The sequence below is a fragment of the Kitasatospora sp. NPDC004289 genome (genome assembly GCF_053602875.1).
The window spans coordinates 46,834-59,371 of record NZ_JBSGEL010000008.1; the positions used below are offsets into that span (position 1 = coordinate 46,834).

The window sequence follows — 12,538 nt, forward strand, 5'->3', positions numbered from 1 at the left end:
CTGCCTACGGGGGACGAACGGACGGACGGAGGGACGGGGCGGAACGGCATCAGTCGCCCCCTCCCGCCCGCCCGCGGAGCACCGCCCTGGTCACCGGGTGGTCGAGGCCGAAGGTCATCCCGACGGCGGCCCACGCCTGCTGCCCCGGGCCCACCGAGTAGGCCACCGACCTCGCCACGGCGTCCGCGTGGCGCACCGTCAGCTCGGAGCTCCGGTGCAGCCCCCCGACCAGACGCGTCGTCAGCAGCTCCCCGGAGAACGGCACCTCCAGCAGCGCCGACCGGGCCGTCCCGGCGCCCCCGGTCAGCAGCAGGAGGTACTCCCGTGCCTCGCCCTCGCCGCCGAGCAGCACCACCAGCAGGTCCCCCGCCTCCGGCGGGGCGGAGGTCTCGGCCCGCAGCTCCACCTTTGCGCCGGAGGGGCTGCTGCGGGTCAGCCGGACCAGACCGTCCGGGCTCACCCAGTGCTGCGGCGGTTGGAGTGGCCGCTGCCCGGGCGGCCGGACCGGATCGCCGTCGGCACCTGCGGCGGCGGCGGGCGCCAACCGCGGGTAGGCGGGCAGCGCCGTCAGCGGCCCGGCCCAGCGCAGCCGCACCGAGCCGCCGTCCTCCCGGCCGGCGGGGGTGACCCGGACCCGGTCCGTCCGGTCCGTCCGGCGTGTCCGGAGCCACTCCCGCCACCGCGCCCCGTCGTCGGCGGCCGCCACGGCGGTCGACGCCAGGTCGAGCGCCACCGGCGGTACCAGGACCACCGGCCAGTGCTCGGCCGGACCGGAGAAGGGCGGCGGGACGTCGGAGGCCTCGGGCCGGTCCGGGCGCCGCCCGCCGAGCACCGTCAGCAGTCCCGGGCGCAGCGCGGCCAACTGCTCCTCCGCCGCCTCGAGCAGCGCCCGCGCACCGGAGTGCGGCGCCGCCGACTCCGGGTCCCGCTCGGCTCCCGGCTCCCGCTCGTGGTCCCGCTCCGACTCCCGTTCCCGCTGGACGGCCCGGCGCAGGGCGAGCACCAACTCCCGCAGGCCGTCCGGCACGACGGGCAGGCCGAGCCCGGCGAGGTGCGAGGTCGCGTCCCGGTCGGCCGGCCCGTCGTCGGTCATCCGCACCAGCAGCGCCGCGTCCGCGCTGCCGGGCAGCAGGCGGGCCAGCTCCCGGGCCCACCCGTGGGCGCGGGGGTCGGACCACCGGGCCAGCGCGTAGCCGGCGGCGATCCAGGCCAGGCGGTCGGGCACACCGCCGGTGCCCTCGGCCAGCACCACCTCCGTCACCGCGCGGGCGGAGCGCAGATCGCCGACCGACAGGAAGCCGAGCAGGGTACGGGCGGTGCCGGGCGCGAGTGCCGCCACCACCCGCCCCGCGCCGCCGGGCCGGCCGATCAGTAGCGCTCCGTCCGGCGGCACCGCCGTCATCACGGGTTCCTCCGGCTCGCCCAGCACGAGCACCGACCCGGTGGGGAGCGCCTCGGCGGCGAGGTAGCCCGACCACCCGAGGTCCACCCTGGCAGCGCCCTCCCGGCTCGTGACCCGGCGCCAGCCGGACGGCGCGGGCTGCCAGCAGGACGAGGCCACCACGTCCTCGGGCGGTCCCTCCGGGTCCCGGGGCGACCGCGGCGAACGCTCCGGCACCACGACCGGCACCGGCCGGCCGTCCCGGGGCGGCCGTCGGTCCTCCGGGGCCGGGACGTCGAGGGTCACGGTGAGGACCCCGGCGGCCGGGTCGGCCTCCGCCGCCGGGATGCTGACGGTGTGCCAGGCGTGCCGCCCGTCGGGCGTCCGCAGCCGCAGGCCGAGCCGCTGCCCGGCGGGGAGGCCGAGCAGCGTTCCGGCACCGGACCGGACCACCGCCTCGGCGACGAACGCCAGCCGCTCGTCGAAGAGTTCGGCCACCCCGAGCACCGCCCCGGGCCGCGCCCCGCCGGCCGGGCAGGTCAGCCGGACCGCCACCGTCACCGCGGGCTCACCCGGACCTCGCCGTGGCAGACCGGGGGGATGCAGTAGGCCTTGGCGCTGCCGTCGGTCCAGTCCCCGTCCGGGAAGGTGGCGTGCAGGTCGTACACGGCGGGCGACGCGTACCCGCGCCAGTGGCCCGGCGCACGTTCCCGGCGCGCGGTGGTCAGGCCGGTGGCGGAGTCGGTGAGGGTGAGGACCGCGGTGTCGACGGCCTCCGGCGGCGCGCTGCCGAGCTGGAAGGGGACCGGCGGCAGGACCTCGGGGACGCGGAGGACGCCCCCTCCGCCCGACTGGCCCGTGACGGTGACCTCCTGCCGGGGCTGGTCGTCGCCCTGGAGCCGCCAGTCAACCAGTTCCCGGACCCGGCCGCCCAGGTCGTCGACGTGGACCCGCCAGACCCCGTCCGCGCTGCGGTTGTCGGCGGCGAGGCCGCCGACCGCGTCGCAGAGGGCTTCGGCGAAGTGGCTGGGCCTCCCGGGCGGGCCGAAGGCCGCCGCGCCGAAGCCGGTCGCGTGGATGACGGGGGCACTGGTACGCGGCGGCGGCTTCCGATCGGAGCGGGGCTCGGCCAGCGCCCGGGCGTCCGTCCGGGCCGCCGGGCCGGTGCCGCGCCAGCGGGTGCGGCAGGTGTCGAGGAGGTACACCTGGCTCCGGGCCGGGGAGTTCGCCATCCCCTCGTAGGTGCGCTGGAAGTCGACGGCTCCCGCGAAGCGCCGGTGCGGGACCTCGTTGAAGTCCTCCAGCAGCAGGACCTGTTGGGTCCAGTCGACGGCCAGGCCGTGGCCGCAGTAGTAGAACAGCGCGATCGCGTCCGGGTTCGAGCACCGGCGGTGCCAGCGGTCGAAGGCGGCGGCCACGCCGTCGAAAGTGGCCCGTTCGACCTCCTTCCCGCCCCGGACGACCGGGCCGTCGGCCGACACGGCGAGCTCCACGCTGGCCACCGGGACCGGGACCAGGCCGGGGCCCCGTCGGGCGTCGCGCTCGGCCAGGTCGGTGAACCAGTCGGCGACGGCCAACGCGCCGGCCGGGGCGCTGGTCAGTTCGACGATCTCGCGGCCGGTGTCGTCCTCGTCGTCCCGGACGGCGGAGCCGCAGTACGGGTAGTGGCCGACACCGATCGCGAGCACGTGCAGCTGGGCTCCGCTCACCGCGTGCTCGGCCAGGGTGGTCATCCGGTGGCCTCCGCGAGCCGGGCGGCCAGCCGGGCGTGGAAGTGGGCCTTGCCGAGGTAGGCACCGTGGGCCCACAGCGCGCCGGAGGAGTAGCGCAGGTCGCTCACCCGGTCGAACACCGGGGCCGCCAGGAAGGCCAGCGGGTCGTTGAGGTCCACCACGTTCGTCCACTGCCCGATGTTCTCCGGAACGGCGCCCACCGGGGCGGCCAGCGCACCGAGTTCGGCGAACAGGCCGACCTGGGAGCCGACCGTCACCAGCACGTCCACCCGGAGGTCCGGACGGAACGCGCTGAGCACGTCGTAGGCGATCACCCCGCCCAGGCTGTGCGCGACCACCACCACGGGCAGCCCCGAGGGGTTGTCCCGGACCGCGTCCTCCAGGGCCTCCACCACCGCGCCGACGATCGGGCCCGGCCGCTCCGGGGTGCCCCGGTGGGCCAGGTAGGCGGCGATGTCGCCGATCGAACGGGGCACCGCACGGCGGGAGGCGGCGCGCACCAGCCGGACGGTGGTCCCCTGCTCGTCCTGCTGCTCGACCGCGGCGCGCAGCCGGGTGACCACCCGGCCGAGCGCGGCCCAGGCGTCGTCGAGCAGCGAGAAGCTCTCCCGGCCCGGCTCGTCACCGAGCAACTGCCGCAAGCGCTCCAGGAGTTGACGGTCGTCCGAGACCTCGTCGAGCAGTCCGGCGGCGGCCCCGGACCGGGCCCACTCCAGCAGACGGCCGGCCAGGTCGGCCAACTCCCCCGGATCCGCGTCGGATTCGACCTCGGAGATCTCCAGGAAGAGCAGGTCGACGGCGTCGACGGGCGAGCGGCGAGCGGTCTCCAGGACGTACCGCTGCGCGGCGTCCGGGCCGAACTCGGCCTCCAGCGCCGCCCGCAGGCCCTCGTCCTCCGGACCGTCCTGCGGACCGAAGGCCTCCAGTCCACGACGGCCCGGGAAGGAGGCGCCGCCGCGGGCCAACGCCCCGGCGAGCGACCCCCAGTAGGGGTTCAGCACCCGGTCCGGCACTCCCTTGGCGGTGACCGCCAGTGCGTGCCGCCGGAAGAGCGCGTCCCGCAGCTCCCTCTTGCGACGGTAGGCGCGGCCCTGCCGGTTGGCGATGCCGTGGACGTAGACCAGTGGCACGATCCCTCCTCAGCCGCGCGCGACCGGCCCGCGGCCGGTCCAGTCTCGCAGCTGCCCGGCGGCTCCGTGGGGGGTTCGACGATCCCGGACGGCGGGGAGGGAGCGCGAGCGCGGAGGATCCCCGCGACGGCCCCGGCCGCACCGCCCCCGGCCGCGGTCACGGCCGCTCCGGATCGACCCCTTCGGTGAAGTCGCCCAGATGCAAGGGCAGTTCGGACGGTCCCGCGCGCAGCAGCTCGGCGAGCGGCACGGCCATCCGCTCGGGGTAGACGGTCTCCTCGGTGGCCGCGAGCTCGTCGAGGGTCCACCAGTGGTGGCCGTGGGTGGCCTCCGTCGAGTCGACGCGGATCCGCCCGGCCTCGGCGGCGGTGATCCTCACCAGCCGGTACTCCTCGCGCTGGTCGTAGGCCTGCCCGTCGTAGGTGAAGAACGCCCGCCGGGTCCAGGCCACCGGGCCGAACCGCCCGGCGGGCAGCGCCAGTGTGGTCTCCTCCCGCAACTCCCGCACGGCGGCGCCGAGATGGTCCTCTCCCCGGTCCACCCCGCCGCCGACGGTGAACCACCACCGGTGGCCCGCCCGGCGGGGATCGCCCCCGCACAGCAGCAACAGCCGCTCGGCCTCGTCGACCAGCAGCACCCTCGACGCCTCACGCCTGCGCAGCTCCACGACCACCGACCCTACCCCCGCACCGGCGGGGCCCAACCCGCCGCGTGCAGCCGCTCGAAGCCCTCCAGCAGCAGGTCCAGCGCGAACTCGAACTCGAACTGGTCGTCACATCCGCCGCCGACCACCGACGCCTCGTCATGACCGCCCCCCGCCAGCTCCGCCAGCCGGGGGAAGGCCGCCACGAACGGAGCCGGCGGCGGCCCGGACCCGCCCGCAGCCTGGAACAGCTCCTGACTGAACCCCAGCAGCCGGCTCCCCATCGCGTGCATCACGTGGTGCGTCAGCTGCACCGACAGCCCCCCGCCCCGGAACGCGCCCGCCATCGCGTCGAGGTACGCCAGCACGGCCGCCGTCGGCACCGGCCGGGCCTCGATCACCCGCGCCGCCCAGGGGTGCCGCAGCAGCGCCGCCCGGGCCGAGAGCACCCGCGCCCGCACCACCCCCCGCCAGGGCCCCTCCCCCACCGGGTCGATCTCGGCGATCACCGCGTCGACCATCCCGTCCAGCAGCTGCTCCTTGTTGGCGACGTGCTTGTAGAGCGCCATCGGCACCACGCCGAGCTCCTGGGCCAGCCGCCGCATGCTCAGCGCCTCGATCCCGATCGCATCCGCCAGCTCGACCGCCGCCGCCAGCACCCGCCCCCGGTTCAACGGCTCCCGCCGCCCCGCACCGGCCACCCCGCACCACCCCTCTCATCAGCACCGCTTGACCGAGTGTACGGCGTACGCCTACCGTGACGGGCCATCAGCAGGTGTACGCCGTACACCGTGTCGAGGGGGCCGTCATGCACCAAGACCGGAAGACCGCCGTCATCACCGGCGTCCTGTTCCTGCTCACCGAAGTCGCCGCCGTCGCGGGCCTGTTGCTCTACCAACCGCTGCTGGACGGCCGGGAGGGCGCCGGACAGCGCGCGCTGTCCGGCGCCCTCGCCGAGATCGTCCTGGTCACCGCCGTGGTCGGCACCGCCACCGCGCTCCACCCGGTGCTCAGCAGGCGCAGCGCGGCGGCCGCCCACGCCTACCTGGCCGGACGGCTGCTCGAAGGTGCGGTGATCGCCGTCGGCATCCTGGCCGTGCTCACCCTGGTGACGCTCCCTCAGCAGCCCGGCCCCGCGCGCGAGCTGCTCACCGCCCTCCACGCCAGGACCTTCCTGCTCGGTCCGAACGTCGCCCTCGGCCTCAACACCACCGTGCTGGCGTACGCGCTCCACCGGGCCCGGCTGCTCCCCCGCCCGATCACCGTCCTCGGCCTGCTCGGCGGCCCGCTGATCCTCGCCTCCGCCGTCGCCGTCCTGTTCGGCGCGTACCAGCAGGTCTCGGCCGCCGGCTCGCTCGCCGCCCTCCCGGTCCTCGCCTGGGAGCTCGCCCTCGCCGTCCACCTGCTCGCCCGAGGGTTCAAGGAGCCTCAGCCGATGTCGAGCGGATCCACCCGGATCTTCACCGAGTCCGGCGGCCGCAGCGCCACCCGGGCGATCTGAGCCGCCTTCAGCGCGGCCGCCAGCGCGGCCCCCTGACCGGGCGCCACCCGCAGCAGCGCCCGCTCCAGCTCGACGCCCCGCCCGCCCGAAGCCGGTACGGGCCCCAGCACGTCCGCGCCCTCCGGCAGGCGGATCAGCCCGAGCAGGTCCTCGACCGCCTGCGCGGAGCCGGTCACCGAGGCCATCCGGGAGACGGGCGGGAAGTGCAGCTGGGCCCGTTCCGCCAGCTCCAACCCCGCGTGCCCGGCCGGGTCCCAGCGCACCAGCGCCTGCACCGGCCGGGCGGTCGGCTCGGCGACCACCACCACCGCACCGCCCTCCTCCGCCGGCCGCACCAGCCCCGCCGCCGCCATCCACAGCCGCAGCGCCTCCTCGCCCGCCCGCAGGTCGGGGCGGCCGAGCAGCGCCCAGCCGTCCAGCAGCAGCGCCGCCGCGTACCCGCCCTCGGCCACCGGCTCGGCCCCCGGCGTGGAGATCACCAGCGCGGGCTCCCCCGACACCACCGACAGCACCGAATCCCGCCCGGACGTGCGCACCGGCACCCGGGGGAAGGCCTTGCCCAGCTCCTCCGCCGTCCGCCCCGCCCCGACCACCTGCGCCCGCAGCCGGAACGAGCCGCACTCCACGCAGTGCCAGTCCCGCTCCTCCCGCCCGCACCAGGCACAGCTCAGCACCGCCCCGGCCGCGCCCGCCGCCAACGGTCCCTCACACGTCCGGCAGCGCGCGGGAGTCCGGCACCGCCCGCAGGCCAGCCTGGGCACGTAGCCGCGCCGGGGCACCTGGATCAGCACCGGCCCGTGCGCCAGCGCGTCCCGGGCCGCCTCCCAGGCCGGCCTCGGCAGCCGGGCGAACTGCGCGGCCTCGTCCCGCCCCTGGTCCTGGTCGGTCACGGTCCGCACCCGCGGAGCCGTCGCACGCACCACCGCCCGCGGCGCCGCCAGCGGCCGGGCCCACCCGGTGGAGAGCAGCTGCGCCGCCTCCACCGTCATCGACAGCCCGCCGAGCAGCACCCCGGCCTTCTCCTCCGCCGCCCGCAGCAGCGCCACCTCGCGCACGTGCGGGTGCGGGGCGCGCTGGTCGCTGTGGTTGCCGTCGCCGTCGTTCCACACCACCACCAGCCCGAGGTCGCGCACCGGGGCGAACATCGCGGCCCTGGTCCCGATCACCGCCCGCACCGAGCCCCGGCTGACGGACAGCCAGCGCCGGTACCGCTCACGCGGCCCGAGGTCGGCGGCCAGCGCGACGTGCCGGCCCTCGCCGAGCAGCGCCGTGAGCGCCTCGTCCACCCGGGCCACCGAGCGGCCCTCGGGCAGCACCACCAGCGCACCCCGGCCCCCGGCCAGGGTGGCGGCCACCGCGCGGGCGATCTCCCCCGGCCAGTCGGGCCCGGGCAGCGCCGTCCAGACCGCGCGCGGGGCCACCCCGTCCCGAAGGGCCGTCAGGTACTCCGGGCCCTCCTCGTACCGGGCCCAGCTCTCCGCCGAGGGGAACGGCGGTGCGGGCAGCGGCTCCGGCGAGGCCTCCGCCTCGGCCTGGGCGTGCCGCGGCGGCACCGCCAGCTGGAGCACGTCGGCCAGCGAGCCCGCGTAGCGGTCGGCGACGGTGCGGCACAGCCGCAGCAGAGCGGGCGTCAGCACCCGCTCCGGGGAGAGCACCTGGGCCAGCGGGGCCAGCACGCCGGGGAAGTCGGAGTGCTCCAGCCGGGCCACCACGAAGCCGTCGTGGAGCTCACCGCCCTCGCGCCGCCCGTTGGTCCCGACCCGGGCGCCGAAGCGGACCCGGACCCGGACGCCGGGCTGGGCCTCGTCCGCCAGGTTGGCGGGCACCGCGTAGTCGAAGAACTTGTCCAGGCTGAGCAGCCCCTTGTCCACCACCACCCGGGCCACCGGCAGCTGCTCGGCCAGCTGCGCGCCGCGCCACGTCCGGGGCTTGGCCCTGCGGACCGTGTCCCGGATGAAGGCCAGCTGCTCCCCGGTGTCGGCCACAGCGCCGTTGTCCGTGCTGCCGTCGTCTGTGCTGCTCATCGTTCCCCACATCTACCAGACCGCACCGACGACACGACGAAGCGGCGGCCACCCCGCGAGGGGTGACCGCCGCTTCGACGAGAGGCGTCAGGCCTGGACGGCCTTCTTCAGCTGCTCGACCCGGTCGGTCCGCTCCCAGGTGAAGTCCGCGTCGTCGCGGCCGAAGTGGCCGTACGCGGCGGTCTTCGCGTAGATCGGGCGGAGCAGGTCGAGGTCGCGGATGATCGCGGCCGGGCGGAGGTCGAAGACCTCGGAGACCGCGGCCTGGATCTTCAGCACCGGGACGGTCTCGGTGCCGAAGGTCTCCACGAACAGGCCGACCGGCTCGGCCTTGCCGATCGCGTAGGCGACCTGGACCTCGGCGCGCGAGGCCAGGCCCGCGGCGACGATGTTCTTGGCGACCCAGCGCATGGCGTAGGCGGCCGAACGGTCCACCTTGGACGGGTCCTTGCCCGAGAAGGCGCCGCCACCGTGGCGGGCCATGCCGCCGTAGGTGTCGATGATGATCTTGCGGCCGGTGAGGCCGGCGTCGCCCATCGGGCCGCCGATCTCGAAGCGGCCGGTCGGGTTCACCAGCAGGCGGTAGCCGTCGGTCACCAGCTTGATGCCGTCGTCGGCCAGGCGCTTGAGCTCCGGCTCCACGACGAACTCGCGGATGTCCGGGGTCAGCAGCGAGTCCAGGTCGATGTCGCTGGCGTGCTGCGAGGAGACCACCACGGTGTCGAGGCGGACGGCCTTGTCACCGTCGTACTCGATGGTGACCTGGGTCTTGCCGTCGGGGCGCAGGTACGGGATCTGGCCGTTCTTGCGCACCTCGGACAGCCGCTTGGAGAGGCGGTGCGCCAGGGTGATCGGCAGCGGCATCAGCTCGGGGGTCTCGTCGCTCGCGTAGCCGAACATCAGACCCTGGTCGCCGGCGCCCTGCTTGTCGAGGTCGTCCTCGTCGCCCTCGACACGGGCCTCGTACGCGGTGTCGACGCCCTGCGCGATGTCGGGCGACTGCGCGCCGATCGAGACCGAGACGCCGCAGGAAGCGCCGTCGAAGCCCTTCTTCGAGGAGTCGTAGCCGATCTCCAGGATCTTCTCCCGGACGAGCTGCGCGATCGGCGCGTACGCCTTGGTGGTGACCTCACCGGCGATGTGCACGAGGCCGGTGGTGATCAGCGTCTCGACGGCGACCCGCGAGGTGGGGTCGGCCGCGAGGAGCGCGTCCAGGATGGTGTCGCTGATCTGGTCAGCGATCTTGTCGGGGTGCCCCTCGGTGACGGACTCCGAGGTGAACAGGCGGCGAGACACAGCGCTCCCTGGGGTTGCAGCGGCTGCTGACTGAATGCCCGGGTGTCCGGACATCCGGAAAGACTTTGATTCCGCGAGTGTAACGGTCCGCTACCAGGTGGCGGCACTCCCCCCTCAAAGATTGAGACGTATTCGACCACGCCTCCAGCTCAGCCCAAGCGGGTTCCGACCGCGTCCCAGACCGCGTCGGCCAGCGATTCCTTGGGCCCGTCGGCGATCTCGGTCTCGGTTCCGTCCGCGCTCAGCAGAACCGCCGCATTGGTGTCCTGACCGAAAGCCTTACCGCCGCCCACTTCGTTGACGACCAGGAGGTCGCAGCCCTTGCGCGCCAGCTTGGCCCGCCCGTTGGCGAGCACGTCGTCGGTCTCGGCGGCGAAGCCGACCACCACCTGGCCCGGGCGGGCCCGGTGGGCGGAGAGCTCGGCCAGGATGTCGGGGTTGCGCACCAGCGCGACCGGCGCGGGGTCCTGCCCGTCCACCTTCTTGATCTTCCCGGTGGCGTACTCGGCCGGGCGGAAGTCGGCCACCGCGGCCGCCATCACCACGGCGTCGGCGTCGGCCACCGCCTTCAGCGCCGCGTCCCGCAGCTCCAGCGCGGTGGAGACGTGCACCACGTCCACCCCCGCCGGGTCCGGCAGGGTGGCGTTGGCGGAGAGCAGGGTGACCCGGGCGCCGCGGGCGGCGGCGGTGGTGGCCAGCGCGTAGCCCTGCTTGCCGGAGGAGAGGTTGCCCAGGTAGCGCACCGGGTCCAGCGGCTCGCGGGTGCCACCGGCCGAGACCACCACGTGACGGCCGGTCAGGTCGGCCTCCAGGCCGCCGCGCTCCAGCACCCGGCGACAGGCCTCGAAGATCGCGGCCGGCTCGGGCAGCCGGCCCTTGCCGGTGTCCTTGCCGGTGAGCCGGCCGACGGCGGGCTCCAGCACGATGACGCCGCGGCGGCGCAGGGTGGCCACGTTCTCCTGGGTGGCCGGGTGCTCCCACATCTCGGTGTGCATGGCGGGGGCCAGGACCACCGGGCAGCGGGCGGTGAGCAGGGTGTTGGTGAGCAGGTCATCGGCCAGGCCGTGGGCGGCCTTGGCCATCAGGTCGGCGGTGGCCGGGGCCACCACCACCAGGTCGGCCTGCTGGCCGATCCGCACGTGCGGGACCTCGTGCACCCGCTCCCAGGTCTCGGTGGCGGCCGGCCGGCCGGAGAGGGCGGCCCAGGTGGCCTCGCCGACGAAGTGCAGCGCGGCGGCGGTCGGCACCACGGTCACGGCGTGGCCGGACTCGGTGAACCGGCGCAGCAGCTCGCACGCCTTGTACGCGGCGATGCCGCCGCTCACGCCGAGGACGACACTGGGCGGGCTGGCGTTCATCGCGGTGGCTCTCTCTGCCGGGCGGGCGGGGACGAGCCCCACCCTACGACCCATCAGAAGCCCGTCGCACCATGGCCCGCGACACACCGCGCGCGCCCCCGGGAACGCCGCAGGGCCCGTCGGAGCATCAGCTCCGACGGGCCCTGCGGTGACGTACCGGGAGACTCAGGCGGCCTCGACGGCCTCGGCCGTCAGCATGCCCGCGTTGATCTCGCGCAGCGCGATCGACAGCGGCTTCTCGTGCACGTGGGTGTCGACGAGCGGGCCGACGTACTCGAGCAGGCCCTCACCGAGCTGCGAGTAGTACGCGTTGATCTGACGCGCGCGCTTGGCGGCGTAGATGACCAGGCTGTACTTCGAGTCGGTCGCCTCGAGCAGCTCGTCGATCGGCGGGTTGATGATGCCCTCGGGCGCGGTCATGGAAGAGGACACGCGAAAACCTTCCGAAAGAAGAAACAAATCCTGAGCAGAACTGTCTGCTCAGGCTACACCGAGCAACCGTAGCAGTTCGGCCGAGACCTGCTCGACGGAGTGGTTGACCAGCGTGGTGTCGAACTCCGGCTCGGCCGCGAGCTCGACCTTGGCGGCCTCCAGCCGGCGGTCGATCACGTCCTGCGGCTCGGTGCCGCGGCCGGTGAGCCGGCGGACCAGCTCCTCCCAGCTCGGCGGGCCGAGGAAGACCAGCTGGGCCTCGGGCATCGACTCCCGGACCTGCCGGGCGCCCTGGAGGTCGATCTCCAGCAGGACCGGCTTCCCGCTCGCCAGCTTCTCCAGCACGGCCGCGCGCGGGGTGCCGTAGCGGTTCCCGGCGAACACGGCCCACTCCAGCAGTTCGCCGTTGGCGACCAGCTTCTCGAACTCGTCGTTGTCGACGAAGTAGTAGTGGACCCCGTTCTTCTCGCCGGGCCGCGGGTGCCGGGTGGTGACCGACACCGAGAGCCAGAGCTCGGGGTGCTGCTTCCTCAGATGAGCGACGACCGTGCTCTTGCCGACCCCCGAAGGGCCGGAGAGCACGGTCAGCCGCGGACGTTCACTCATGCACCGATTATCCCGGATCGCGGACGATCCGGGGACCACCGGGTCGGCTTTCGGCCGAGGTCAGGAGGCGGTGGAGCCGAACTCCCGCTCCAGCGAAGCGATCTGGTTCGTTCCGAGCCCGCGGACGCGGCGGCTCTCGGAGATCCCCAGGCGCTCCATGATCTGCTTGGCGCGGACCTTGCCGACGCCGGGCATGGACTCCAGCAGTGCGGAGACCTTCATCTTGCCGATGACCTCGTCGTCGGCCTTGCCCGCCTTGATCACGTCGTGCAGCGAGGCACCGGAGTGCTTCAGCTTGTTCTTCACATCGGCGCGCTTCCGACGGGCTTCGGCAGCCTTCGCGAGCGCGGCGGTGCGCTGTTCAGGGGTAAGGGGCGGAAGAGCCACGCCGTTCACCTCAGGTGTAGATGGAAGGAAATGAGCTATGACTGGGT

12 protein-coding genes are annotated in these 12,538 nt (G+C 74.7%); 1 reads left to right on the forward strand and 11 read right to left on the reverse strand.

Annotation, left to right across the window (positions count from 1 at the left end):
• Positions 1-49: 49 nt before the first annotated feature.
• The 5 genes from ACWEPF_RS07490 to ACWEPF_RS07510 all read right to left on the reverse strand — a co-directional run bounded on the left by ACWEPF_RS07490 (position 50) and on the right by ACWEPF_RS07510 (position 5,588).
• Positions 50-1,942: a hypothetical protein gene (locus tag ACWEPF_RS07490; RefSeq protein ID WP_452171819.1), complete on the reverse strand. Its 1,893-nt coding sequence runs from the start codon at positions 1,940-1,942 to the stop codon at positions 50-52.
• Complete coding sequence (locus ACWEPF_RS07495) at positions 1,939-3,114, reverse strand: caspase family protein (protein ID WP_452171820.1); 1,176 nt, start codon at positions 3,112-3,114, stop codon at positions 1,939-1,941. The genes ACWEPF_RS07490 and ACWEPF_RS07495 overlap by 4 nt, the downstream gene beginning before the upstream one ends.
• Positions 3,111-4,244 (reverse strand): hypothetical protein, encoded by a 1,134-nt coding sequence (locus ACWEPF_RS07500; protein ID WP_452171821.1) that lies wholly within the window; start codon positions 4,242-4,244, stop codon positions 3,111-3,113. Before ACWEPF_RS07500 ends, ACWEPF_RS07495 begins: the two co-directional genes overlap by 4 nt.
• 157 nt (positions 4,245-4,401) lie before the next feature.
• Positions 4,402-4,911 carry an NUDIX hydrolase gene (locus ACWEPF_RS07505; protein WP_452171822.1) on the reverse strand — a complete coding sequence of 170 codons (510 nt, stop codon included), beginning with the start codon at positions 4,909-4,911 and terminating at the stop codon, positions 4,402-4,404.
• 11 nt (positions 4,912-4,922) lie between these two features.
• On the reverse strand, positions 4,923-5,588 hold the full coding sequence (locus ACWEPF_RS07510; RefSeq protein WP_452171823.1) for a TetR family transcriptional regulator: 666 nt from the start codon (positions 5,586-5,588) through the stop codon (positions 4,923-4,925).
• Between the two features lie 107 nt (positions 5,589-5,695).
• Between ACWEPF_RS07510 and ACWEPF_RS07515 the strand changes: the two genes are divergently transcribed.
• Positions 5,696-6,388, forward strand: coding sequence for a DUF4386 domain-containing protein (locus tag ACWEPF_RS07515; protein WP_452171824.1), 693 nt, complete (start codon positions 5,696-5,698; stop codon positions 6,386-6,388).
• On the opposite strand, the gene ACWEPF_RS07520 is transcribed toward ACWEPF_RS07515, so the two are convergent.
• From ACWEPF_RS07520 to mihF, 6 genes are all read right to left on the reverse strand, one after another.
• Positions 6,316-8,412 carry a primosomal protein N' gene (locus ACWEPF_RS07520; RefSeq protein ID WP_452171825.1) on the reverse strand — a complete coding sequence of 699 codons (2,097 nt, stop codon included), beginning with the start codon at positions 8,410-8,412 and terminating at the stop codon, positions 6,316-6,318. The genes ACWEPF_RS07515 and ACWEPF_RS07520 overlap by 73 nt on opposite strands.
• An 87-nt stretch (positions 8,413-8,499) precedes the next feature.
• Positions 8,500-9,708: a methionine adenosyltransferase gene (metK, locus tag ACWEPF_RS07525; RefSeq protein ID WP_452171826.1), complete on the reverse strand. Its 1,209-nt coding sequence runs from the start codon at positions 9,706-9,708 to the stop codon at positions 8,500-8,502.
• Positions 9,709-9,857: 149 nt separating this feature from the next.
• The gene (gene coaBC, locus ACWEPF_RS07530) at positions 9,858-11,066 is read right to left on the reverse strand and encodes a bifunctional phosphopantothenoylcysteine decarboxylase/phosphopantothenate--cysteine ligase CoaBC (RefSeq protein ID WP_452171827.1); all 1,209 of its coding nucleotides are present in this window, start codon (positions 11,064-11,066) and stop codon (positions 9,858-9,860) included.
• A gap of 165 nt (positions 11,067-11,231) precedes the next feature.
• On the reverse strand, positions 11,232-11,498 hold the full coding sequence (rpoZ, locus tag ACWEPF_RS07535; RefSeq protein WP_030056185.1) for a DNA-directed RNA polymerase subunit omega: 267 nt from the start codon (positions 11,496-11,498) through the stop codon (positions 11,232-11,234).
• 48 nt (positions 11,499-11,546) lie between these two features.
• On the reverse strand, positions 11,547-12,104 hold the full coding sequence (gene gmk / locus ACWEPF_RS07540) for a guanylate kinase (RefSeq protein WP_345283307.1): 558 nt from the start codon (positions 12,102-12,104) through the stop codon (positions 11,547-11,549).
• A 60-nt stretch (positions 12,105-12,164) separates the two neighbouring features.
• Positions 12,165-12,491 carry an integration host factor, actinobacterial type gene (gene mihF / locus ACWEPF_RS07545; RefSeq protein ID WP_345283306.1) on the reverse strand — a complete coding sequence of 109 codons (327 nt, stop codon included), beginning with the start codon at positions 12,489-12,491 and terminating at the stop codon, positions 12,165-12,167.
• Between the last annotated feature and the right edge of the window lie 47 nt (positions 12,492-12,538).

Coding starts and splice junctions, on each gene's coding strand:
- ACWEPF_RS07515 (WP_452171824.1), top strand. CDS start 5,696: ATGCACCAAGACCGGAAGACCGCCGTCATCACCGGCGTCCTGTTCCTG.
- ACWEPF_RS07520 (WP_452171825.1), bottom strand. CDS start 8,412: ATGAGCAGCACAGACGACGGCAGCACGGACAACGGCGCTGTGGCCGAC.
- coaBC (WP_452171827.1), bottom strand. CDS start 11,066: ATGAACGCCAGCCCGCCCAGTGTCGTCCTCGGCGTGAGCGGCGGCATC.
- gmk (WP_345283307.1), bottom strand. CDS start 12,104: ATGAGTGAACGTCCGCGGCTGACCGTGCTCTCCGGCCCTTCGGGGGTC.
- ACWEPF_RS07495 (WP_452171820.1), bottom strand. CDS start 3,114: ATGACCACCCTGGCCGAGCACGCGGTGAGCGGAGCCCAGCTGCACGTG.